This is a genomic window from Rossellomorea sp. ABR4_012 (assembly GCF_056159545.1).
In genome coordinates, this window is sequence record NZ_JBSWVK010000008.1 from 46719 (window position 1) to 69432 (window position 22714).

24 protein-coding genes are annotated in these 22714 nt (G+C 42.2%); 13 read left to right on the top strand and 11 right to left on the bottom strand.

Annotated elements, in window-relative coordinates:
• Positions 1-178: 178 nt before the first annotated feature.
• Entirely contained in the window at positions 179-1228 is a 1050-nt protein-coding gene (locus ACXAFV_RS21745; protein ID WP_475129556.1) for an NAD(P)/FAD-dependent oxidoreductase, read from the top strand.
• Positions 1229-1260: 32 nt separating this feature from the next.
• Here ACXAFV_RS21745 and ACXAFV_RS21750 read toward each other — a convergent pair whose 3' ends face one another.
• Both ACXAFV_RS21750 and ACXAFV_RS21755 read right to left on the bottom strand, forming a co-directional pair.
• Positions 1261-1965 (bottom strand): DUF421 domain-containing protein, encoded by a 705-nt coding sequence (locus tag ACXAFV_RS21750; protein ID WP_475129559.1) that lies wholly within the window; start codon positions 1963-1965, stop codon positions 1261-1263.
• A gap of 125 nt (positions 1966-2090) precedes the next feature.
• Positions 2091-2813 carry a TerC family protein gene (locus ACXAFV_RS21755; RefSeq protein WP_475129561.1) on the bottom strand — a complete coding sequence of 241 codons (723 nt, stop codon included), beginning with the start codon at positions 2811-2813 and terminating at the stop codon, positions 2091-2093.
• 205 nt (positions 2814-3018) lie between these two features.
• Here ACXAFV_RS21755 and ACXAFV_RS21760 point away from each other — a divergent pair, with 205 nt between their 5' ends.
• Together ACXAFV_RS21760 and ACXAFV_RS21765 are read left to right on the top strand one after the other, a co-directional pair.
• The gene (locus ACXAFV_RS21760; protein WP_475129562.1) at positions 3019-3417 is read left to right on the top strand and encodes an ion channel; all 399 of its coding nucleotides are present in this window, start codon (positions 3019-3021) and stop codon (positions 3415-3417) included.
• A gap of 138 nt (positions 3418-3555) precedes the next feature.
• Positions 3556-3939: a YbaN family protein gene (locus tag ACXAFV_RS21765; RefSeq protein ID WP_475129565.1), complete on the top strand. Its 384-nt coding sequence runs from the start codon at positions 3556-3558 to the stop codon at positions 3937-3939.
• 158 nt (positions 3940-4097) lie between these two features.
• Here ACXAFV_RS21765 and ACXAFV_RS21770 read toward each other — a convergent pair whose 3' ends face one another.
• The 3 genes from ACXAFV_RS21770 to ACXAFV_RS21780 form a co-directional block, all read right to left on the bottom strand.
• Entirely contained in the window at positions 4098-4355 is a 258-nt protein-coding gene (locus ACXAFV_RS21770) for a F0F1 ATP synthase subunit C (protein WP_475129567.1), read from the bottom strand.
• A 235-nt stretch (positions 4356-4590) separates the two neighbouring features.
• Entirely contained in the window at positions 4591-5031 is a 441-nt protein-coding gene (locus tag ACXAFV_RS21775) for a hypothetical protein (protein WP_475129569.1), read from the bottom strand.
• Positions 5032-5040: 9 nt separating this feature from the next.
• Complete coding sequence (locus ACXAFV_RS21780) at positions 5041-5379, bottom strand: ASCH domain-containing protein (RefSeq protein WP_475129572.1); 339 nt, start codon at positions 5377-5379, stop codon at positions 5041-5043.
• A gap of 224 nt (positions 5380-5603) precedes the next feature.
• Here ACXAFV_RS21780 and ACXAFV_RS21785 point away from each other — a divergent pair, with 224 nt between their 5' ends.
• From ACXAFV_RS21785 to ACXAFV_RS21795, 3 genes are all read left to right on the top strand, one after another.
• Entirely contained in the window at positions 5604-6542 is a 939-nt protein-coding gene (locus tag ACXAFV_RS21785; RefSeq protein WP_475129661.1) for a DMT family transporter, read from the top strand.
• A 235-nt stretch (positions 6543-6777) separates the two neighbouring features.
• Positions 6778-6921 carry a hypothetical protein gene (locus ACXAFV_RS21790; protein WP_475129574.1) on the top strand — a complete coding sequence of 48 codons (144 nt, stop codon included), beginning with the start codon at positions 6778-6780 and terminating at the stop codon, positions 6919-6921.
• Between the two features lie 142 nt (positions 6922-7063).
• Positions 7064-7699 (top strand): FMN-dependent NADH-azoreductase, encoded by a 636-nt coding sequence (locus ACXAFV_RS21795; RefSeq protein WP_475129577.1) that lies wholly within the window; start codon positions 7064-7066, stop codon positions 7697-7699.
• A 43-nt stretch (positions 7700-7742) separates the two neighbouring features.
• Here ACXAFV_RS21795 and ACXAFV_RS21800 read toward each other — a convergent pair whose 3' ends face one another.
• Both ACXAFV_RS21800 and ACXAFV_RS21805 read right to left on the bottom strand, forming a co-directional pair.
• Positions 7743-9020 carry an MFS transporter gene (locus tag ACXAFV_RS21800; RefSeq protein ID WP_475129579.1) on the bottom strand — a complete coding sequence of 426 codons (1278 nt, stop codon included), beginning with the start codon at positions 9018-9020 and terminating at the stop codon, positions 7743-7745.
• 38 nt (positions 9021-9058) lie between these two features.
• Complete coding sequence (locus ACXAFV_RS21805) at positions 9059-10357, bottom strand: alkaline phosphatase family protein (RefSeq protein ID WP_475129580.1); 1299 nt, start codon at positions 10355-10357, stop codon at positions 9059-9061.
• Between the two features lie 322 nt (positions 10358-10679).
• On the opposite strand from ACXAFV_RS21805, the gene ACXAFV_RS21810 reads away from it, so the two are divergent.
• The 3 genes from ACXAFV_RS21810 to ACXAFV_RS21820 are packed head-to-tail and all read left to right on the top strand — an operon-like array spanning position 10680 to position 13157.
• Positions 10680-11372, top strand: a complete 693-nt coding sequence (locus ACXAFV_RS21810; RefSeq protein WP_475129582.1) for a polysaccharide deacetylase family protein — start codon at positions 10680-10682, stop codon at positions 11370-11372.
• Between the two features lie 16 nt (positions 11373-11388).
• On the top strand, positions 11389-11991 hold the full coding sequence (locus ACXAFV_RS21815) for a DedA family protein (protein ID WP_475129583.1): 603 nt from the start codon (positions 11389-11391) through the stop codon (positions 11989-11991).
• Positions 11988-13157, top strand: coding sequence for an MGDG synthase family glycosyltransferase (locus tag ACXAFV_RS21820; protein ID WP_475129585.1), 1170 nt, complete (start codon positions 11988-11990; stop codon positions 13155-13157). The genes ACXAFV_RS21815 and ACXAFV_RS21820 overlap by 4 nt, the downstream gene beginning before the upstream one ends.
• A 147-nt stretch (positions 13158-13304) precedes the next feature.
• Here the strand turns inward: ACXAFV_RS21820 and ACXAFV_RS21825 are convergent, their stop codons facing one another.
• From ACXAFV_RS21825 to ACXAFV_RS21835, 3 genes are all read right to left on the bottom strand, one after another.
• Positions 13305-14096, bottom strand: a complete 792-nt coding sequence (locus ACXAFV_RS21825; RefSeq protein ID WP_475129587.1) for a polymer-forming cytoskeletal protein — start codon at positions 14094-14096, stop codon at positions 13305-13307.
• A 16-nt stretch (positions 14097-14112) separates the two neighbouring features.
• A complete protein-coding gene (locus tag ACXAFV_RS21830; protein ID WP_475129591.1) occupies positions 14113-14748 on the bottom strand; it encodes a DUF4004 family protein in 636 nt (211 codons plus the stop codon).
• Positions 14749-14916: 168 nt separating this feature from the next.
• Complete coding sequence (locus ACXAFV_RS21835; RefSeq protein WP_475129593.1) at positions 14917-15321, bottom strand: HIT family protein; 405 nt, start codon at positions 15319-15321, stop codon at positions 14917-14919.
• Between the two features lie 366 nt (positions 15322-15687).
• Here ACXAFV_RS21835 and ACXAFV_RS21840 point away from each other — a divergent pair, with 366 nt between their 5' ends.
• Positions 15688-17742 carry a catalase gene (locus ACXAFV_RS21840; protein ID WP_475129596.1) on the top strand — a complete coding sequence of 685 codons (2055 nt, stop codon included), beginning with the start codon at positions 15688-15690 and terminating at the stop codon, positions 17740-17742.
• 249 nt (positions 17743-17991) lie between these two features.
• On the top strand, positions 17992-20130 hold the full coding sequence (locus ACXAFV_RS21845; RefSeq protein WP_475129598.1) for an ATP-dependent Clp protease ATP-binding subunit: 2139 nt from the start codon (positions 17992-17994) through the stop codon (positions 20128-20130).
• Between the two features lie 89 nt (positions 20131-20219).
• Here the strand turns inward: ACXAFV_RS21845 and ACXAFV_RS21850 are convergent, their stop codons facing one another.
• Positions 20220-20969 (bottom strand): Cof-type HAD-IIB family hydrolase, encoded by a 750-nt coding sequence (locus ACXAFV_RS21850; RefSeq protein ID WP_475129600.1) that lies wholly within the window; start codon positions 20967-20969, stop codon positions 20220-20222.
• 157 nt (positions 20970-21126) lie between these two features.
• Here ACXAFV_RS21850 and ACXAFV_RS21855 point away from each other — a divergent pair, with 157 nt between their 5' ends.
• A complete protein-coding gene (locus ACXAFV_RS21855; protein WP_475129601.1) occupies positions 21127-21456 on the top strand; it encodes an MGMT family protein in 330 nt (109 codons plus the stop codon).
• A 130-nt stretch (positions 21457-21586) separates the two neighbouring features.
• Positions 21587-22681 carry a diguanylate cyclase gene (locus ACXAFV_RS21860; protein WP_475129603.1) on the top strand — a complete coding sequence of 365 codons (1095 nt, stop codon included), beginning with the start codon at positions 21587-21589 and terminating at the stop codon, positions 22679-22681.
• Positions 22682-22714: the final 33 nt, after the last annotated feature.

Here is a 22714-nt window from a genome sequence, read left to right on the forward strand (position 1 = left end):
AAGACCTCCGTTTATATGTGGATTGAATGATAACGATTCTCATTCTCGAACAATATCATACTATAATTCTTTTTTCCCAATGTCAACACAATTTTTTTATTGCCACTTCCACTGAAAAGAGGTAGTATGTAATTGAGAATGATAATCAATAACGGTTGATTTCAGGGAGTGAACGGACATGGAAGAGCAAGATTTATTTGACGTTACAGTAATCGGAGGAGGTCCGGCCGGGCTTTACTCTGCTTTTTACAGCGGTCTGAGGGAAATGAAAACAAAGATCATCGAGTATCAGCCGATGTTAGGCGGAAAAGTACATGTATATCCCGAGAAAATGATCTGGGATGTAGGGGGGCTCACTCCTACACCAGGGGCTGAGCTGATCAAGCAGCTCGTTCAGCAGGGACTGACCTTTGATCCTGAGGTAGTCCTGAATGAGAAAGTCGAAAGCATTACGCGTAATGAGGAAGGCTTATTCATTTTAGAAGGGTATTCGGGACAAAAGCATTACTCCAAAACCGTGATCGTGGCAGTTGGAAGCGGGATCATCAACCCTCAGAAACTTGATATTGAAGGGGCAGACAGGTTCGAAATTTCTAATCTCCATTATACGGTGAAATCATTGATGAGTTTCAAAGACAAGACTGTCGTCATTTCCGGCGGCGGGAATTCTGCTGTCGACTGGGCAAATGAATTGGAGCCGATTGCGAAAAAGGTGTACGTTACATACCGAAAAGAAGCACTGAACGGCCACGAAGCCCAATGTGCCCAGCTCATGAACAGCACTGCCACCTGTATATTCCATACTTCCATCACCAAGCTGATGGCGGGGAAAGACCACGAACGCATTGAAAGGGTTCAGTTGACGAATCACCAGACAGGAGAACTTTCTTATCTTGATATCGATGAAGTGATCATCAATCATGGATACGAAATCGATGCTTCGTTGTTGAAAAACAGCAGCTTGGGCATCAAAATGGTGAATGATTTTTATATTGAAGGCAACTCAGTCAGCGAGTCTTCGATTGATGGTCTTTATGCTGCTGGGGATATCCTGATGCATGAAGGGAAAGTCAATTTAATCGCGGGGGCTTTCCAGGATGCAGCAAATGCGGTCAATAAGGCCAAGAAATTCATCCAGCCTGAAGCGGAGGAAAGAGCGATGGTTTCTTCTCATAATGAAGTATTCAAGAAACGGAATAAAGAACTGGTGAAGCAGATGATTAAATAATCATAAAGCCCTCTCGGACGTTGGAGAGGGCTTTATTTGTATAAATAAATTCTAATCTGATCTTGCTTGTCTAGGGTGGCGAGCAAAACGTCATGAACGGAAGCATTATAGGAAATTCTTAGCTGGTTATTCAACCAGGATTCATCTTTATTCAAATGCTGTAATTCCCGATAATTGATCTTCCCTTCTTCAATAATCGGAATCGGCAGATCAAACGGTTTATAAGATGCAGTGAATTCCTTGAGTGTGACCGGCTGATGCTCGCTCTTTTGAAAAATAGAGATTTCTCCGCCAGGTTCCCATAGAGCCAGTGCTACTTTATGTACCTCTTCGGTCTGCTGTTTTCTTAATTCTGATAGGAGGCTGTCGAGCGGAATTCTAGCCTTCTTTAGGTTATGATAATTGATTATTCCGTTTTCAATAAGTGGAATAGGAGATGGGTCCAACATTTTTTTAATAAACGTAAACTTCAAACTGATAAAAACGCCGATGAGATATAATGAGACTAATGTACCCATGGTAATCATGGACCCTTTTAATCCCAGTCCTTCGTCAGACAATGGGTGAGCCATGATATTTCCCAATAATAATGCCATAACAAAATCAAGGAATCTTAATTGAGAGATGGACCGCTGTCCCATCAATTTTGCGATGATCACTAAAAAGAAAAACCCTACTACAGCTCTCAATATCCATTGGACAGCTGTTAATGACTCCTGGCTGGCGAAAAAATCCAAAGCAAACCCACCCTTAGCAATTCATTGCTGATAAACTACAATATAGTCTTTCCACAAGTAATTTATTTCATAAGTTCTAGTAAGGTGTATAAAAAAAGATGCCCAAAAGGCATCTTTTCACGTAATTAATTTGCTTGACGCAGCCTGTCTTCTTCTTGAACTCCGGACTTGCGATTTACAAGGTAGCCAATCAATAATACAGCCACAGTAAGACCGATCGTAATGGCATACGTTACCGGTCCATGATGAATATCAAATAGTTTTAGGAATTGATGATCTCTTACAATCATTTCACCAGCTGTAAAAGCCAGGATACCTGCACCTAAGTACGCAATCCAGCGATATTTCTCGAGAATTTTTACAATCGCTTTGGAACCGAAGATCATGATTGGGATGGAAATGAATACACCGAGTGCAATCATCCCGATATGACCATGGGCTGCACCGGCAACGGCAACCACATTATCAAGGCTCATCACAGCATCAGCTATGATGATGGTCGTAATAGCTTGTCTGATACCGGTATGTGACTTTATATTGGCTTCTCCTTCTTCTTCTACCAATACCTTATATGCAATCCATAGAAGCAGAACTCCACCTATTAAGTGCACATAAGGGATCTTTAACAAATAAACGATGATTGCAGCGAAGAAAATACGTAAAATGACTGCTCCTGCCGTTCCCCAGAAGATTGCTTTATTTTGAAGCTCTTTCGGCAGCCCTCTTGTGGCCATTGCTATGACAATCGCATTATCACCAGACAGGATAATATCTATCGCAATAATTTTTAATAGAGCAATGATGGCCCCAGAAGAAATGGCCAGTCCCAGTGGAAATAGAAAATCCATCGTGGTTCCTCCTCGTATCTTTTAATCCAATGAAAATTAACACAACTTAATTATTCTAACATAAAAGAAGAATGATAGAAGGGCAGTTCAGAAGAAAAGCAAAGATGTACCTGACATTGCCGTAAAAGTAAATCATGCGTTTTAGATAGTCTTCAAGTGGATAAATTAAGAGAAACACAAATCTATCAAGGAGGAAACTACAGTTTTGGGTAATCTACTAGTATTGGGAGCCATCTTGTTTATTTTCATTAACTTAATTTATTTCTTTAAAAATAAAGAATTCAAATACAGTTACTTCAGTACGAAAATGTTCTACAAATTATTCTTTGTGCTGATGGGAGTTACGTTTGCATTTGCCGTACTTTATTACGGTCTTGGAATGAGCGAGATCGTATTACGATACAGCGTACCGGAGGGCAAGCCCGTCCCCCACAGTTTCTCGAACTATCTATACTTCAGCGGGGTAACGATTCTATCCGTCGGATATGGAGACTTCCTTCCGGTAGGCCATCTTCGCTTCTTCGCCCTTATAGAAGCAGCCATCGGCCTGCTTGTACCGTCAGCATACTTTATGAAAATGTTGAATTCAAAGGGCGAAAAATAACCGAAGGCCCGTCCCTCGTTGCTTTAAAGCAATGGGACGGGCCTTCAAATATGTTGAATAATTGTCACTTGTGATGTGAAGGGGAGATTCATACAATGAAAGGAGACAAAACTTGACCGGGGAAGGGAAGCAGGCACTATGAAGAGTATTAAGAAAGGGATTTTTATCGCCCTCGGATTTCTATTTATGGGAATCGGCATCATCGGTATCGTGCTGCCTCTCATCCCTACTACACCGCTATTATTACTGGCTTCCTACTTCTTTGTAAAAGGGTCCAAACGGTTCGAAGTCTGGTTTAAGGGGACAGGTGTATATAAAAAACATTTAGAAGGGTTTATAAAGAATCGTTCCATGACGATGCGCCAAAAAATCACACTTATGGTGTTTTCCGATATGATGATCCTTATTCCTCTATTCATGACCGATAAAATCATCGTCAAGGTGATACTGAGCCTGATCATTGTGTATAAGTATTATTACTTTATTGTTAAGATTAAGACGGTGAGGGTTCGGAGTTCCTAATTAAGTGTGATTAATAGAATGGATAGCGGCAAACGATCTTCTTTCTCTTTTCAATATATAACAAAACCTGCTCTGAATGGAGCAGGCTGGTTTCGTTGAATGCATGATAATCTATGACAGATCATCTACCCTTGGCTATCTGAGTCCGGCCCCTAAAACTAGTAATCATCATCATGCTTCCCCTTACAAAGAATCTTCAAAGAGATATATGCTACTATAGAAGCTAGAATCAACTCAGGTATTACCACATACCACAGCATAAATTCGGACATTATGCCTATAGCTGTAGGCTGTCTGGCGATTCCTTCTAGTGCATACGCACCGGCCATTCCAAGCCCCATTCCAATTCCCACAAAACCTAACAGGGCAATAGCCGCGCCAATACAACAATAAAGCCACTTAGAGAAGTCAGTCATATTTCCACCTCCTTTGCACCTATAGAATTACTATATTCAGTACAAAGGAAATGGTATAGGTGAATGAATCTATTAACTCGCTTTTGTGTTTTTATAAAAGAGGATTTCAATAGCGGAAAATAACCATAATGGTTATTTATGATTTCTCTAAAAAAACATACCGAAATGGCACAAAGAGCCATGCGGTATGTTTTTTTATTGGGACTGACTTTATAAACTGACGGAATTCAGCAAATCACCACAAATTCGGCTTAACCACCATAAACCAAAGCATGGCAAGCAGCAGGATAAGGTAAGTCCAAATGGTTCGCTTCAATTTTGCTATCAATGGTTCACGTTTCTCTTGATTGTCGTCAAACTTCCTGAGCGTTGGCGAAAAAGCCCGTGCAAGGAAAAAGAGTGAGCAAAACATGATGAAAAGTGTCATGACGATCCATGGGGTCCCCCATGTCCACGGTCCCAATAAAACCAAAAGGACGCCCGTTCCCACCAGGACATGACCCGCATGTTTGGATAATCGCACAGTAAAACGAAATGTATCCAAATACGGAGTCAGTTCTTCTTCTGAAGCTATCCGAAGCTTCTTGATCATGGGAAGCAAAATAAAAAACGGACCGATGGAAGCCACTACACTCAGTACGTGCAAATAAATAATGAACCGATAGAATAAATCCATTTTCCTGTCCTATTCGATTACGGCACTGAATTCATGCACCCATACTCGCATTTTGGGGTGCCAAGGCATTCCTGGATGATAAGAGAGGATGGTTTCTTTATATTCTTCAACAGTTTGAAAGCCTTCCTGACGGGCATGGTCGTCTGTCAATTCTCCAAGGGATTGGGAATAAACATTATTCACTATGTATTTTTTTCCTTTAAGTTCCATGAGTTCCCCTACATCGGCATAACGGCCGTTTCGTCGTGTTGCCGTCTTCTTGCCTTGAAGCACCAATTCCACATCGCTTTCTTTCGTTACAAGACGCTCGATGCTGCATGTTTTAGGCGGTAATTCTTGTTTGTTCATAGTCAATCGCTCCTTTCGTTCTTTACTATAGCACATAAATAGAGGGGGAGATTAGAAGTCTTGCAAGATGGAGTAAAATATTACATGTCCCAAGAACTAATCTAGTAAATCTTTACAAAAATTTCGTGATTCACCGTAGTAAAGAAGTAAAATGGGTGATATGATGAAATGAAACAAATGCAGGAACCATACTGCAAAAATCTAGAGAAAAGGTCTTGAGAACAGTGAAAAAGTGGCAGACATACTTAGTATTGGTGTTCATCATGATGATTTGGGGATTCAATGTCCCGGCTTTGAAAACGTTGGTAACAGAATTTACCCCCGTCACAATCACGTCCCTGCGGATCTTTACTGCCGGGCTGACGGTATTTATCATTTTGGGAATCATGAAAAAAGTTCGAAAACCCACAAGGAGGGAGAGCCTTTTCATCATTGGCGGCGGGCTGCTGAATGTAGTGAGCCATCATTATTTTCTATCAGTGGGTCTGACACAGACCACTTCCACCAATGGAGGGCTCATCCTGGGAACAGGTCCTTTGCTGACGGCTCTGCTTGCCTCCATTATTCTTAGGAACCGCCCTACTGTCATCAAGGTGATCGGCTTCATTCTTGGCGGAATCGGTGTATCGATCATTGTACTATCGGGAGGGAAAGGGATTGGAAATCTGAACAGCGGAGATGCGATGGTATTCATTTCAATCTTCTCCCAGGCACTAAGCTTCATCATCATCAGCCGGGCAGCCAAGACTCTCGACCCTCGATTATTGACAGGGTATATGCTTGTATTCGGCTCTGTGATTTTATTCTTTATCGGGTTAATCAAGGAGCCTGCGGGACTCACACAGCTTGGCGATGCTTCCGTGGCAATCTGGGTGCTGTTTTTTGCTTCCGCCATGCTTGCGACTGCACTCGGACATATGTTGTATAATCATTCGATCGGTAAGCTCGGAGCAGCAGAAACCTCTATCTTCCTTAATCTCAACACTTTTTTCTCATTAGTGGGAGCAGCGATATTTTTAGGCGAAAAAATCACTTCCCAGCATTTACTGGGGCTTGTATTCATCATTCTCGGAGTCATTTGCGGGGCAGGCACCCTCGAAGAACTTATCATAAAACGAAAAAGACAAAGATTTTACGGTAAACAACAAAAGCATCATATGTAATACAGAGTCTATCCACGCTGTAATGTGGATAGGCTTTTTTGCATAAATTTTTTTGAAAACATAAAATGTACAGGATTTTCTTGTAGTAATAAAGAATTATATGAGTATTTATAGTATAGTGATAAAGTCATTCGCCTTAAGCAGATTTTGTTTTATCATACGGCACTTAAGTCACGGCAGAATAAAATCAAACGACGGGGACACATTATACATAACATTACGGAGGTGTTGAGTGATGGAAAATAAACCATTTCACTACGATGGAAGCAGCCACATGGCCAGCGGGGCACCAACTGAAAATGAGCCATTCGAATTGACTGAAGAAATGAGAAAAAATGTCGCGGGCAACCCATTTGAAGCGGTTGCAGACGATAAGTAGAAAAAAGGGGGTGCTGCCAGAAATGGCAGCATCTTTTTTTGTTGAAGTACGAAAGACGTTTGCCGCCTCTTCTTCGAATAGAATATCGATTTCTTCACAAACTGAATAAGACGAAAAAATTGATGACAAGGAAGGGTTCAATATGACAAAAGTATTATACATCACCGCGCATCCACATGATGACACCATGTCCTACAGTATGGCGGCAGCGAAAGCTTTCATCGACACATATAAAGAAGTAAATCCAGGCCATGAGGTGGTACATATCGACTTATACAAGGAGCACATCCCTCATATTGATGCCGATGTATTCAGCGGCTGGGGAAAGCTGCAGTCGGGAAAAGGATTTGAAGAATTGTCCCCGGATGAAAAAGAGAAAGTGCAGCGTTTGAATGAGCTATCCGACCAGTTTACAGCAGGGGATAAATATGTGTTCGTCACTCCACTGTGGAACTTTTCTTTCCCTCCACTTATGAAGGCATACATTGACTCAGTTGCGGTTGCCGGGAAAAGTTTTAAATATACGGCTGAGGGTCCTGTAGGGCTCTTAACTGATAAAAAAGCTCTTCATATCCAGGCGCGTGGAGGAGTTTATTCTGAAGGACCTGCTGCTTCGATGGAAATGGGGCACCGATATCTGGAGATCATCATGCAGTTCTTCGGAGTGCCGTCGTTTGAGGGATTATTTATTGAAGGGCATGCAGCCATGCCTGACAAAGCTGATGAAATAAAAGCAGACGGAATTGCACGGGCAAAAGATGCAGCACATACGTTTTAAAGTAAAACGCCTGATCCTTATTATCAAGGAGCAGGCGCTTTTTTTATACGATGGTCGGCTTGCTCACTCCGCCAGCCTTTGGTTCAGGTACAAATGCAAGAATGATCAGACCAATGATAAACAGAATGACAAGACTGAACACCCCGCTGCTTGAATCCCCTGTAACTTGTGCGGTCACACCGACAAGGAGGGGACCGAGGATGGAGGCGAATTTCCCGAAAATATTATAGAATCCGAAGAACTCATTGGAATTTTTCTTAGGGATCAATTTGGCAAAATAAGCCCTGCTGAGTGCCTGTATCCCGCCTTGTGAAGAAGCAACGAGCATCGCGAGGATCCAGAAATCCAAGGTCGTTTCAAGGAAGTAAGCATAAATACATACGATAATATAAATGCAGATTCCGACATAAAGCATCTTTTTACCCGTAAATCGTTCTGCAAGGCGACCGTATAGAATCGCGAATGGGCCGGCAACCACCTGGGTGACGAACAGGATGATCAAGAGGTTGGTCGCCGTAATGCCGAGGTCCGTCCCATAAGCAGTAGACATCGTAATGATCGTTCCGACTCCATCGATATAGAAGAAGTACGCAAGAAGAAATAAGAAGAGAGCACGGTACTGCCTGATTTCTTTGATCGTTTTACCTAACCGCCTGAAACTGTTCACCACGGGTTTCGGTTCCCTTTCGATAAAATAACGCTGATGAACATTTTTGATTAGGGGAATCGAGAACACTCCCCACCAGATGGCAGTAATGATAAAGGCTATTTTACTTGCTATAGTGGTTGTAAGCGGCAGGACGCCATTTTGTGAAAGTACGATGATTGCGATGCTGATGATAAAAGGGATGGTACTCCCGATATAACCGAAACCGAATCCTCTTGAAGATACTTTGTTCATTCGTTCCTCAGTTGTGACATCTGTCAGGAAAGCATCGTAGAAGACGTTGGAGCCTGCCGAACCGATGGCTGCTACCGTATAGAAAATAAGAAGCAGAAGCCATTGGTCACTGGGTACAAAAGCGAGGATCGCAGTAAAGATTACTCCCAAAGCAAAGAAAAAGGTGAAAAATTTCTTTTTATAGCCTTGATAATCGGCAATCGTACCTAAAATCGGACTAAGCATCGCCAGAATGAAAGTAGCGATTGCAACGGTATATCCTAAATACGCAGTGGAATTGGCTGCACTGACACCGGCATTCGTGGCTGCAGCTTTATAAAATAGTGGAAAAACCGCCGTTGAAATAATGATTGAATAGGCAGAATTGGCCCAGTCATAAAAGATCCAGCTGTTTTCTTCCTTGGAAAATCGCTTCATCATTTTATTCCTCCCCAGGAACATAATCGCATTAGTAAAATCTATTCATCTATGAGCTCTGCAAGTACTTTCCCATCTGTTCTTCCTAAGTCGAGTCCCAGCAACCTGGCAAATGTAGGGCCTTCGTCTACAAGGTGCATGCCATCAATTTCTTTGTTCGGGACGATGCCTTTTCCGGATGCCATGAAAATCGTCGTATAGTTTTCTTTCTTGGGAGAGTAGCCGTGCGAGCCCCATGTATACCGTTTTTCTCTAACATCTTCAGGGGTGATCGTATGGATGAAATCACCGTCAAGCTTATCTTTAAAGTAATAGCCGAGCTTGGCTTCCAGCATAAAGGCACTTGTGTGGTCGGCTCCCATTTCTCCAGCTTCTTTTCCGGTATAGATTTGTTGAATCCCATTTGTTGGTGTTTCATAGAGTTCATAAAGAAGTTTCTCAACCTCATTTTTGACAGAATAATCTTTTACATAAATGTAGGCAGAACCATCACAGCCTTTACAGTAAGCCTGCCAGTCTTTTACTCTGCCCTTTTGATCAAGGGAGATAAAGCCCTTTTCTTTGAATAAAACATTTAATTGAACGGCTTTGGATTCATCTAGTGCGCTGTGATCGCCCAGTGCAACGATAGCAGAATTCTCATATATTCCTGCTTCCTTAAGCGCCTCGATGATTTTACCGAGCCTGTTGTCGTGCCGGCTGATTGCGGCATGGGCTTCCTCCGAAGAAAAACCATGATAATGCCTCTGTGTATCAAGATCGGTAAAGTGAACAAGCAGTAAATTGGGCTTTTTCTCTTTGATGGTTGCAATCGTCGATTCCAAAACGAAATCATCAAGTTCAGGCTGGTTGAGCCCCTTTCTGATATGACCGAAGCGGCGATTCATACTTAATTGGTAAAGAGGTGATCCGTTAAAAAGAGAGATTAGTATTTGATTATGCCAGGAGCGATTGGCAAAGATTTCTGGCATGTTGTAATCGATATCCGCCTTTGCTGTAACCGGCCACAAGAGAGCAGCTGTCTTCAAGCCGGCTTTCTTTGCTTCATCATACAGGGTGGTGCCTTTTATATGGCGGCGATGCCAGTACCAATCGGGGGACACCCTGCCAGGCTGTATGAAGGTATTGTTAATGATGCCGTGCCGTTTGGGGAAATTTCCCGTCATGATCGTGGCGTGACAAGGGTAGGTGACAGATGGATAAATCGTTTCGACATTTTTGCAAAGGGAGCCTTTTGAAAGCAGTTCGTTGAAGTGGGGGAGATCTTTTAGTACGGAATGATCCTGTGCTGATAAACAGTCAAATGAAATGACGATCAGATGCTCAGTAAGACGGGTCATAAAGTCCTCCATCATGGTTGATAAGTTTGTACTATATACCTATTAATATAGCAGAACATTCAGAATAAAAATACGCTTTCTTACCAGATTGGGTAAAGTGATTGCTAGAAAAGGTAAGGAAGAGTGAAGGCAACGGGGAGGAATTGAAAAAAGCTTCGTATTGTATCCAGGGTTACAGACATAGGAAAAAGGGTAATGAACATTGATAAAATCAATAAAGCATTATAAGATGACATAGGGCAAATAAATCAGATTTTTATATGGGCTTGCCCTATAATCGAAATTGACTGGCAATTTTTATCGCTGGGAGTGTAACTATACATTGGTCGCTTTACTGATCTTAATCATAGGCGTATTTTTTATTTATTCGATATTAAGTACAATCGTCATTCGGTGGATGAATGTGAAGATCATCAGAAGGGTCCCGCATGACCATACCATCGCATTGACGTTCGACGACGGCCCTCATCCCGTCTATACCCTTGCTCTTTTGGATTTACTTAAAAAACACGGAGTCAAAGCAACATTCTTTGTTGTTGGTGAGAACGCAGATCAAAATAAAGAATTAATCAAAAGGATGCGGGCAGAGGGGCACGCATTGGGCCTTCACCATTACCGGCATGTATCAAGCTGGTTCTTGAGTCCATTGGGTTTAAAAAAGCAATTGGAGAGGACGAATGAAGTACTAAAACGGATAACTGGTGAAGAGACGTATTTATACCGTCCTCCCTGGGGACATCTTAACCTGTTCTCGTTATTCTTCACCAAGCGTTACCGCATTGTCATATGGTCTCATATTTTTAAAGATTGGAAAGTGAAGGAGTGTAAGGAACACTTGCTTCACCGCTTGATAAGTGCAGACTCTGAAGGAGCCGTGTTTGTTCTTCATGACCACGGGGCAACGCTTGGTGCGGATGACGAAGCTCCAAAGTATATGCTAGAATGTTTGGATGCATTCATTGAAGATGCACTGAACAGAAATATCCGGTTTATTCCCCTTGATGATGCATCTTAGTATAAGGAGTCTTGGCATGGGCAGCGAACAAATCATTCATTATATTCAAGAGTACAGTTATTTCATTATCTTCCTTTTTTTATTCTTTGGGATCGTGGGGATACCATCACCTGAAGAATCGCTGCTGTTTTTAGTTGGAGTTTTATCAGCTTATGGCCAATTATCCATGTCATGGGGCATCCTGTTTTCATTCCTTGGAACTTTTGCGGGGATGATCGGGGGATACTATGCCGGAAAATATGTGGGTTATCCCGTCATCAATAAATATGGAAAATGGGTTGGGATTACAGAAGAAAAGGCACTGACGTTTGAGGGGCAGTTCACGAAAAACTCATCGAAAACGCTAATCATGGGTTTCTTCATGCCGGGACTCCGTCAGGTTGCTCCTTATCTATCTGGAATATTTTCAATTAATATAGTGAAATATCTGGTTATTTCAGGTGCGGGTTCACTTCTTTGGACCATAACATACATCCTGCTGGGATGGGGATTGGGAAGTTCGTTTCCGATTAATCCAAACTATGTTCCTTATTTAGGGGTTGGGCTTTTGGTCATTTTCTTAGTGACTTCATTGGCACGCTTTTTAAGGAAGAAGAGGAAAGAGAGGGGAAAGGTTTGAAAATCATCTTATTGTCTATGTTCAGTGTACCGACTGGGCATGTCAAAGTAGCAGAAGTAATTCAGCAGAAGATCAAAGACAACCATCCGGATGCAGAAGTAAAGATTGTTGATTTCCTATCTTTCTCAAATCAATTGCTGGAAAATGCGGTATCTCATTTTTACTTGAAGTGGATCAAGGCATTTCCTGAAAGTTATAAACGATTCTATTCGCAGTTAATGATGAGCGATGACTATACGGGAATGTTGAAGGGTCTTTCAATGTTCTCCATTTATTTTGAAATGAAGCTGAAACAATTAATAGAAGAAGAACAACCATCCCATATCATTTGCACCCATTCATTTCCGTCAAGGATTCTGGGTAAGCTGAAGAAAAAATCTCCGGCTTTCGCTCCAAAAACGGTGAATGTGTATACTGATTTCTTTATCAATGGAGTGTGGGATAAAGAAAATATTGATTTCCACTTGGTTCCTAGCAGTGAAACGAAACAGGAATTGATCAAGGAACATTCCGTTTCATCAGATCGAATCTTTTCCACGGGAGTGCCAGTTTCGGATATCTTTAAAGATGGAAAGACAAGGGAGCAAAGAGCAGAAACAGATCATAAACATCTGCTGGTTGCCGGCGGGAATAATGGGTTATGCGTTTTGCAGGAATTCATGGTGGATCCTTCCCGTACTCAAAATTTCAGGTACACCGTCCTTTGCGGACACAATAAAAAATTGTTCGACATGCTTTCCGATAAACCGAACATAACACCATTAATGTATATAGACGACCGTGAAGAACTGAATGAGATTTACGATTCAGTTGATGCCATCATTACAAAACCAGGCGGAGTCACGATAACGGAAGTTCTAAATAAAAGGATACCGATCTTCATACATGATTATTTACCAGGTCAGGAAGAAGTCAATCTGGAATTCTTAAAAGAAAAAAAATTGGTCTATCTATTAAATAACGATCATCCAATGGAAATCATAACTAGCATTCTTAATGATAGACGGGAAATGGATGATCATCTTGTGCGGTTACACCAATACCTTTCTTCCATTTCTTCATGTGTCGATAAAAGCTTGAACACACTGTTGAAAATAAATCATGAAGACCTGGTAATCCAGCCATCTATGAAACAAGCAAACGTTTCGAAAACAATACTGAATTAAGTTCAAGGCCGGTCCCTCACGTTAAACAGTGAGGGACCGGCCTTTGCAATAAAATCATCTTAAGGATAATCTTTACATAGAAAAAGCCAGAAGAGAATCCCCGGCTTCAATTAACGTTATTGGTGTGAAAAAAATGAGCGAAATGAGTTAATTTTTCACCGTCTTGCCTACTTTACTGCTATCATTAACATCAAATGCGCCCGAGTATTCAACTGTTTCGATTTCACAATTTTCGCCGATCTTTACATTTTTTCCTCTTACCAGCTTTGCCTTTGTGTTTTCAAGATAAATGTCGTCACCTTCGATTAAATCGGATTGGAGGTGGTCATCACGCTGCATGAAGAAGTTCACAACCTGCTTGAAGAGTTTAGCTGAATGCTCGTTTTTCACTTCAATGACTTCTCCACCAATTTCCTTAATGTATGATTCATGGCTTATTTTAATATCCACCTTATCCGCACTGAGAAGGCCTTTGATTTTGACCGATCCCCTTGAGATAAAGGTTTCCACTTCACAATCTTTCTCTACTTTGAGTGATCCATGGGATTTAATTTTGCCCCCATGAAGCTTGCCGTCGATCTTCGTTGCTCCGCTCGAACTAAAGTCCCTGCATGTAAGATTCTCACTGATTTTGCTTGATCCGCTCACTGACATCTCAGCAGCAGTGACCGAACCTTCAATTTTTGTGCTTCCGCTGATGGTCATTTCTTTAGCGTTGATGCTCCCGGTAATTTTTGAAGACCCGCTGCTTTTAAACTCTTCGGACGTGATGTCTCCGTTTACTATTCCGGAACCTGAGATTTTAAGGCTCTTACATTCAATATCACCTTGTATCGTTCCGCTCCCACTGATTTTCACAGAGTTGAACTGACCGCCGCCCGACGTACCAGACCCGCTGATTTTTAAGTCATGCAATTCTTTTTTCTCAACTGTACTCATTCTGTATTCCTCCTCATTAAAAATGAATTTCACTTATTAACATGATTTTTAATTCTTCAACCATCTGGAGTAAATCGAGCTTCACAATCGTCTCGGCTGTCTGATCAATAAAAGTGATGGATTGGAGGGGAAGCAGCATCCAAATGACCGTATTTTGTTTCCGCAGTCCTCTTAGTTCATATGAAGGACTGTTGTTAGCCTCAAAGTTTTCTTCTAAAAAAAGAAACAGTGTCTTTAAATCTTCTTCTGTGTCCATACAGGTTCGTACTTTTTCAAGAATGAACATATTCAGGATGTCTGGAAATTCAATTGCATTCACGTTTTTCAATAGAGGTGTGCAGATCGAAATGGTGTCAGACTGGAGAATTTTTTGCAGCCGTAATGAATCTAATGTGACTTCGATCTTCGTCGGATTTGGTGAAAAGAAATCGGATAATTCATCAAGGGAGTGGGTATCTTTCATTTCTTTCACTTTTGCTATCCTTGCCAGCATTTTTTCTCTTGGAAAGAAGGTTTCCTGGCCAGTAAAACTGGACTTCTTGATAAACCAATCTTCCGGGATGATATTTTTGCGCTTCCAGCGATAGAGCTGCCCATAAGAAATACCTGTCAACTCCAAAACTTCCTTTTTGGATATAAGTTCGCCATCCATGTAAACATCACCTCCATTTAACTGTAACAAAACATTGTTACGTTACTTTATATGTACTATAGCAGAACAATGTTACGCTTGTAAATGGTTTTTCCAAAAATTTCAGGCGTTTATTACTAGAAGGCCCGTCCCGCAGTGCTTTAAAGCACTGCGGGACGGGCCTTGAAATTATTTGTTAGGACGATTGTTTTCAGGCTGCTTTAACCAGTAGCGGACTCCTTTTCCGGCAAGCGGCTCATCGTTGTAACGCGGGATGATATGGAAGTGGCTGTGGAGGATGAACTGATTGGATACCTTTCCTACATTCCAGCCGAGAGTATAACCGTCTGCTTCATATGTTTCATCGAGATAGTTTTTTGCTTTTTGCAACAGTTCATATGTGTCGTTCCATTCTTCTTTTGTCAGCGAGAAAGCATCCTGCTGATGTTTCTTGGGCACGATGACTCCGCAGCCTTCAAGCACATCTTGATGAAGATTGTGCTGCAAAAAATAACAAGTTTCATTTTCGAAAATGATATTTTGTTCGGGATCTTCATGCGGATGGCAGAAAGGGCATTTGGTTTCTTCGTTCATGGATTACACTCCTATTTATTGGGATTTTGTTGTTTTTTTAGAGTATAACATGGTTTTTTTGAGGAGAACGGATATTTGGGCTTTGTTATAAGGTGGAATCAATAGGAGGAGCGAGTTTCGGACGAAAAGTACGATTTGCGGACAATATTTAAGAAATACAGACGAAAAATTTAATTTACGGACAAATATTTAGATTTGCGGACAAAAAACCTTGATTTACCGACAATTCTACAAAATACGACACTTCGGGCAGCTCCAAAAAACTCAGACTAACACACATCGAGCATCCAAATTATGTTTATATCCAAAGGATTCGGGTAAAAAATCAACAGAGAATTTTACATAGCAAATGAAAGGGATGAGAGAATGAGTAACGAGAAGAAGCGCAGCGTAAACGGCAACAGCAAGAATGAACAGCTTGAAGAGTATCGAGTGGATGACAGTGGGAAACATCTGACGACGAATCAGGGATTGAAGGTGTCTGAAGATGAGTTTTCCCTAAAAGCCGGTGAACGCGGCCCTACTTTGATAGAAGATTTCCACTTCCGTGAAAAGATGACTCATTTCGACCATGAGCGTATTCCGGAGCGTATTGTCCATGCACGGGGATTCGCTGCCCACGGGGAGTTCGAAGTCTATGAGTCTATGAAAGAATATACGAAAGCAGGATTTTTACAGGATCCTTCCAAGAAAACACCTGTATTCGTCCGCTTTTCTACAGTGGCAGGGAACAGGGGATCCGCCGAGACGGTCCGTGACGCACGCGGGTTCGCAACTAAATTTTACACAGAAGAAGGGAATTACGATTTGGTAGGGAATAACATTCCGGTATTCTTCATCCAGGATGCCATCAAATTCCCTGACCTTGTTCATGCGATCAAGCCGGAACCCCATAATGAGATGCCTCAGGCAGCGACCGCCCATGATACATTCTGGGATTTCGTAGCCAATAACCAGGAGTCCGCCCATATGGTCATGTGGGCCATGTCAGACCGCGCGATACCACGCAGCTTGCGCATGATGGAAGGATTCGGGGTTCATACATTCAGATTCGTAAATGAGGAAGGACAAGCCCATTTCGTCAAGTTCCACTGGAAGCCGGTTCTCGGAACGCACTCTCTCGTCTGGGATGAAGCGCAAAAAATAAACGGTAAGGACCCTGATTTCCACCGCCGTGATTTATATGAGTCAATCGAGAATGGGGATTACCCGGAATATGAACTGGGTGTTCAACTGATCAAAGAAGAAGACGAATTCAAATTCGACTTTGATGTGCTGGATCCAACAAAACTTTGGCCGGAGGAAGAAGTCCCGGTGAAACTCATCGGTAAAATGACGCTGAACCGAAATGTGGATAATGTATTTGCAGAAACCGAACAGGCAGCTTTCCATCCTGGCTCTGTCGTGCCGGGCATTGATTTTTCAAATGATCCATTATTACAGGGACGCTTATTCTCTTATACAGATACACAGCTGATTCGACTTGGCGGTCCGAACTTCCACGAGCTGCCGATCAACCGTCCTGTTTGTCCATTCCATAACAACCAGCGTGACGGATACGGACGCCATACCATCAATAAAGGACAGGTGAGCTACCATAAAAATTCACTTGCCAATAACACACCAGCACCTGCAAGCGAAGAGGAAGGCGGGTATACTCATTATCAGGAGAAGATGGAAGGACGCAAAGTCCGTGCCAGAAGTGAAAGCTTTAAGGATCACTTCTCTCAAGCCACCCTTTTCTGGAATAGCATGAGTGAGCCTGAGAAAGAACACATGATCAATGCTTTCAGCTTTGAACTTGGGAAAGTCATGAACCATTCAATCCGCCAGCAGGTGGTTGATATGTTCGCACATGTCAGTCTTGATTTGGCAAAAGGATTTGCTGAAGCAATCGGTGCCGAGATTCCGGAAGGACCGGGATCCAAGGTAACCAAGTCTTCTCCTGCTCTAAGTCAGGAAAACACAATTAAAAAACCCCATACCCGTAAAGTGGGGGTTATAGTAAGCAATCAGTTTGACGGTGCGGATGTATCCAATGTCATCGACAATTTAAAGGAAGAAGGCCTTCAGCCTGAAATCATAAGCAATAAGCTCGGCGTGTTAAAAGGAGTAGATGGAAAGGAACTTGAAGTCGACCATACCTTCCTTACATGCGATTCCGTCCTGTTTGACAGCTTATACGTGGCAGGCGGCAAGGTCGTTGATAAGAAATTCAAGGAAGATACAGCCTATTTTGTAAAAGAAGCCTTTGCCCACTTTAAGCCGATCGGGGCTACCCATGAGGGGGCACAACTACTAGAAGAAATCGGAGTCAAAAATGCTTCGGGGGTTGTGACCGGCGAAGATATGAACACATTCACCTCTGAATTCATCAATGCCGTTTCCGCACACCGCCACTGGGATCGCGAACTGGTATAGGAGTAAATAAAAATATTTAAGGAAACTGTCGAGTGAGACAGTTTCCTTTTTGCCTTATGCAGACATTCAAATACCATTATTTTTAACATAAAATTCCACAAACAAAATTCTTGAAAGTCAAAAAAGGTCAAACTATAATATGGTTAGAAGGTCAAAGAAAGTCAAAGTCAAATTGCGATTAATCTTGGCCGTAAAACTTATAACTAAACTTTATCAATATATTTACTACTCATGAGGAGGTAATACTGTATGAAATGTCAAGTATGTCAGCAAAACCAGGCAACGGTTGAAGTCTTTAAAAGAGTCAACAATCATAAGACAAGAATGCATATGTGCTCTGCTTGTTTTCAACAACAACAGTCGAAAATGCCTTCTGGTTTAAATGGGGGATTTCCTCTTGATGAAATATTCAAAGGCATGAATATGGAAGGTCATCAGCCTCATACATTTGGCGGGCAATCTCTTGGCCCTGAGGCTCAAACAGGCGGGAACGGCGGAAACGGGATCCTTGATCAATTCGGACGCAATGTGACCAATGCTGCCAAAGCAGGACTTATCGATCCAGTCATCGGTAGAGATAAAGAGGTCGAGCGTGTCATTGAAATCCTGAACCGCCGCAATAAAAATAATCCCGTTCTCATCGGTGAGCCGGGTGTAGGGAAAACAGCGATTGCGGAAGGGCTTGCACTAAAAATTGCGGCCGAAGAGGTTCCTTCAAAACTTTTAAATAAAGAAGTATATGTGATGGACGTAGCTTCATTGACAGCCGGTACAGGAGTTCGCGGATCCTTTGAAGAGCGATTGAAGGCAATCATCAGCGAGCTTCAAAGCCGCAAGAATGTCATGTTATTCATTGATGAGATTCATCAGCTGGTTGGTGCCGGATCAGCAGAAGGTTCAATGGATGCAGGCAATATCCTAAAACCGGCTTTAGCCCGTGGTGAATTGCAGGTGATCGGTGCGACTACACTGAAAGAGTACCGCCAAATCGAAAAAGATGCGGCTCTTGAACGCCGGTTCCAGCCAGTGATGGTGAATGAACCAAATCCTGAACAGGCAATTGAGATCCTAAAAGGATTGCGTGATAAGTATGAAAATTTTCATGGTGTAACGTATACAGATGAAACCATTGAGTCATGCGTTAAGCTATCCCACCGTTACATCCAGGATCGTTTCTTACCCGATAAAGCAATCGATTTAATGGATGAAGCCGGTTCTAAAATGAACCTTCAGTCAGAAGGAAAAGACACATCAGCCCTTTATAAGAAGCTGAATGAGGTAAAAGCAAAGAAAGATTATGCAACGAAGGAAGAGCGCTACGAGGAAGCGGCTAAGCTTCGTGACAAGGAAAAAGAAATCGAGAAGCTGCTTCAAAATGGTGATGCGAAGGGGAAATCAGTGGTAGAGCCGGAGCTTATCCAGTCAATCATCGAAGCGAAGACGGGCATACCGGTCGGGAAGCTTCAAAGCGATGACAAGAAACGTATGAAAGAACTTGAGACAAATCTTTCTAATAAAGTGATCGGTCAGGCAGAAGCTGTAAAAAAAGTAGCAAAAGCGATTCGCCGAAGCCGTGCAGGATTAAAGGCGAAGCACCGTCCAATCGGTACTTTCTTATTTGTCGGCCCGACTGGTGTTGGTAAAACAGAGTTGACGAAAACGCTGGCTGAAGAATTATTCGGTTCGAAAGATAGTATGCTCCGATTAGACATGAGTGAATACATGGAGAAGCATTCCGTCTCCAAACTGATTGGTTCACCTCCAGGGTATGTCGGACACGAAGAGTCGGGACAGCTCACGGAGAAGGTAAGGAGAAATCCTTATTCCATCATTCTGCTGGATGAAATCGAGAAAGCACATCCTGATGTGCAGCATATGTTCTTGCAAATACTGGAAGATGGACGATTAACAGACAGTCAGGGCAGAACTGTAAGCTTTAAAGATACTGTGATTATCATGACAAGTAATGCAGGTGTGACAGATAAGAAGGAAGCGATCGTAGGCTTTGATACGGGTGGTACTGATGCAGTGAAGGAAACAACTATCCTGAAGTCGTTGGGAGCTTACTTCAAGCCGGAATTCCTAAACCGATTTGACAGTATCATTGAATTCCAGTCGCTTGAGAAAGAAGAACTTCTACAAATTCTTGATCTAATGCTCGCTGATCTGCAAGCCGGGCTTGACGATCAAAAGATTACAGTTACCGTTGATATAGAAGCAAAAGATAAGCTGGTTGAAATAGGCTATCATCCTGAATTTGGAGCTCGTCCATTGCGCCGGGTGATCCAGGAGCAGGTAGAAGACAAGATTGCGGATTTACTTCTTGAAGAAGAAGATATCAACCAAGTATTAGTAACGCTGGAAAACAATGAAATTGTCGTTAAATAAGGATTTTTCAAGGAGCATCTTCTTGATGGTACTCCTAGTTTCTGTGAAAAAAAAGGGCATGAGCCACTAGTGGCTCATGCTCTTTTTGACTATAGGTATTCGTCAGAAGAAAGTACCCTATCAATCGCCTGGGCAACGCCATGGTCAGTGTGCAGACCTGTCACCCAATCGGCGGCTATCTTCACTTTTTCCTGGGCATTCCCCATCGCCACACCAAAGCCTGCTTCCCTGATCATGGCGATATCGTTCATGCTGTCGCCGACAGCCATTACTTCTTCCATGGAGAGGTCGAGCCATTCGCATACCTTTACAAGGGCCGCCGCTTTGTTCACGCCTGCCGGATTGATTTCGATATTCGTAGGACTGGAATTGGTGATTTCAAGTGCCTTATTTTTCATCAATTCATCCATCACCACTTTACGGACTTCATCTTCTTTGATATCAAACCCAAACTTTAACCAGTCATATGCATCTATATCCTGATCAAATGGGTTGTGGGTATTGAATAATCCCTGGGTAGTCGAAGACCAGTAGTAGATATCGTGTTCTTCCTTCAGTGTCCAAAGCAGTTTTACAAGCTCCCTATCAAGTGGCGTACTGTCCACCAGATTGTATTCATGATCATAAATTTCCCCGCCGTTTACAGTGATCAAATAGGAAGAGCGGCCAAGTTGATCGGAAATATCCCTGCATCTGCGAAGAGAGCGCCCTGTACTCAACACAACATGAATTCCCTTTTCCTTTGCCCGTTGAATGGCTTTTTCATTTTCCGGAGAAACCTCGCCTTCATGATTGACAAGCGTTCCATCCATATCAAGAGCAATCAGTTTTATCGTCATTTCACCATCACGTCCTCTCTTTAGCTAATCATTAGTGTAATATAAATAAATGGATTATTGTAGGAAAGAGGCTTGTACCATCATCGTTTCATCCCCTATTACTATTTCATATAATCAGTGAGGCTAAACATATCTGATGATAAAGGAGTAAAGTCGAGTGAAAAGTTTTACAGAAAGAGCCGTGAACATCATAAAAAATATCCCGCATGGTAAAGTCATGTCGTACGGTCAAATTGCAAAATACGCAGGAAGTCCAAGAGGAGCAAGGCAGGTCGTGAGGATTCTTCATTCGATGAGCGAAAAGTATCGGCTTCCCTGGCACCGGGTGATCAACAGTAAAGGAGAAATCGGCTTTCAAGACGAAGAACAATTCAACCGCCAAAAAACATCCCTTGAATCAGAAGGAGTATTTTTGAACAATAAAGGTAAGGTTGACTTGCATTACTATCAATTTCATCCTGATGTTCCGCCAGAAGAACATGAGTGAATGAATTAAACCTGGTTACGTTAAAGTTTGACGTTGTGTTACTGAACATAAAATTAATAAAAACGTGAAATCTCCTACGGAATTACGGTATAATTTACCTATTATATTAAATGTGAGGAAAGATACAGTTATGATAAGTGATTTAGTAATAAACATTTCGCTGTTAATGTCTTTCACGTTTGTTTGGCATCAACTCTTCAGGAAGAAGAGGCTGACCTTAACATCACCGATCCATATAAAAGTACTGGACGGGATTTTAGCCGGAATTCTAGGAATTATCCTTATGCACTACAGCATAGGTGTCAACGATATGACGATTCTTGATTTGAGACATATCCCGGTCATTCTTGTAGCGTTCTATGGAGGCTTCTTACCGACGATCATTTCTGCTTCAGTCATCAGCGCAGGACGTTTCTTCATAGCGGTGAATTTCTCTTCTTATGTGGCCCTTTTCATGATGCTTTCCATTGCAGTCGGGTCGGGATTGATTGTAACTTACATGAAAGGAAGTCCGTGGAAAAGATGGACGTTTCTCCTGCTGTATAGTCAATTGATTTTCTCGATCGCTCTTTACATCGTTGTGGACAAGTATGCAGAGGTATGGGATATTGCATTATTCCATATTCTCAGTACATTGATCGGAGGCTACTTGACCTTATATTTTGTCGATTATATCAGGAAGACAAGCGAGCGTTATTATCAGTATAAAGAAAATGCACTAAGGGATGCTTTGACGGGTCTTTATAATGTCCGGTCGTTTGACAGTCATTATAACCGCATGATCAAAGAAGCGATCGAGGAGAAGGAAACGTGCGCAATCTGTCTGATTGATGTCGATCATTTTAAACAAATAAATGATACCTATGGGCATACAGCAGGTGACGAAGTGTTAAAACAGCTTGCTGAACTATTAAGCCGATTGACCAGGGCAGGCGACATCTTGTCTCGGAACGGGGGGGAGGAATTTTCCTTGCTGCTTCCTAAATGTACTGTGGAACAAGCTAAAGAGATTGCAGGAAGGGTCAGAGAAGCCGTATATGAATATCGATTTCTCCTGCCGGATCAGAAGAAGCTTCAGCTGTCTGTATCCGTTGGTGTTTCCGCTTTCAATCCCCGTGCAGAGGAGCATGAGTCACTCTTCCAGGATGCAGATGAAGCTCTGTACAAAGCTAAACAAAGCGGCCGGAACATCGTCTGTACGAGCTGGGAGTGTTCCTATAGATAAAGAAAGCGTTACTTCTTTAACTAGAAGTAACGC

Coding starts and splice junctions, on each gene's coding strand:
- ACXAFV_RS21795 (WP_475129577.1), top strand. CDS start 7,064: ATGACAAAAGTATTATACATCACCGCGCATCCACATGATGACACCATG.
- ACXAFV_RS21745 (WP_475129556.1), top strand. CDS start 179: ATGGAAGAGCAAGATTTATTTGACGTTACAGTAATCGGAGGAGGTCCG.
- ACXAFV_RS21755 (WP_475129561.1), bottom strand. CDS start 2,813: ATGGATTTTCTATTTCCACTGGGACTGGCCATTTCTTCTGGGGCCATC.
- ACXAFV_RS21830 (WP_475129591.1), bottom strand. CDS start 14,748: ATGGATGGCGAACTTATATCCAAAAAGGAAGTTTTGGAGTTGACAGGT.
- ACXAFV_RS21815 (WP_475129583.1), top strand. CDS start 11,389: ATGGGCAGCGAACAAATCATTCATTATATTCAAGAGTACAGTTATTTC.
- ACXAFV_RS21835 (WP_475129593.1), bottom strand. CDS start 15,321: ATGAACGAAGAAACCAAATGCCCTTTCTGCCATCCGCATGAAGATCCC.
- ACXAFV_RS21860 (WP_475129603.1), top strand. CDS start 21,587: ATGATAAGTGATTTAGTAATAAACATTTCGCTGTTAATGTCTTTCACG.
- ACXAFV_RS21765 (WP_475129565.1), top strand. CDS start 3,556: ATGAAGAGTATTAAGAAAGGGATTTTTATCGCCCTCGGATTTCTATTT.
- ACXAFV_RS21775 (WP_475129569.1), bottom strand. CDS start 5,031: ATGGATTTATTCTATCGGTTCATTATTTATTTGCACGTACTGAGTGTA.
- ACXAFV_RS21770 (WP_475129567.1), bottom strand. CDS start 4,355: ATGACTGACTTCTCTAAGTGGCTTTATTGTTGTATTGGCGCGGCTATT.
- ACXAFV_RS21840 (WP_475129596.1), top strand. CDS start 15,688: ATGAGTAACGAGAAGAAGCGCAGCGTAAACGGCAACAGCAAGAATGAA.
- ACXAFV_RS21805 (WP_475129580.1), bottom strand. CDS start 10,357: ATGACCCGTCTTACTGAGCATCTGATCGTCATTTCATTTGACTGTTTA.
- ACXAFV_RS21825 (WP_475129587.1), bottom strand. CDS start 14,096: ATGAGTACAGTTGAGAAAAAAGAATTGCATGACTTAAAAATCAGCGGG.
- ACXAFV_RS21845 (WP_475129598.1), top strand. CDS start 17,992: ATGAAATGTCAAGTATGTCAGCAAAACCAGGCAACGGTTGAAGTCTTT.
- ACXAFV_RS21850 (WP_475129600.1), bottom strand. CDS start 20,969: ATGACGATAAAACTGATTGCTCTTGATATGGATGGAACGCTTGTCAAT.
- ACXAFV_RS21800 (WP_475129579.1), bottom strand. CDS start 9,020: ATGATGAAGCGATTTTCCAAGGAAGAAAACAGCTGGATCTTTTATGAC.
- ACXAFV_RS21780 (WP_475129572.1), bottom strand. CDS start 5,379: ATGAACAAACAAGAATTACCGCCTAAAACATGCAGCATCGAGCGTCTT.
- ACXAFV_RS21790 (WP_475129574.1), top strand. CDS start 6,778: ATGGAAAATAAACCATTTCACTACGATGGAAGCAGCCACATGGCCAGC.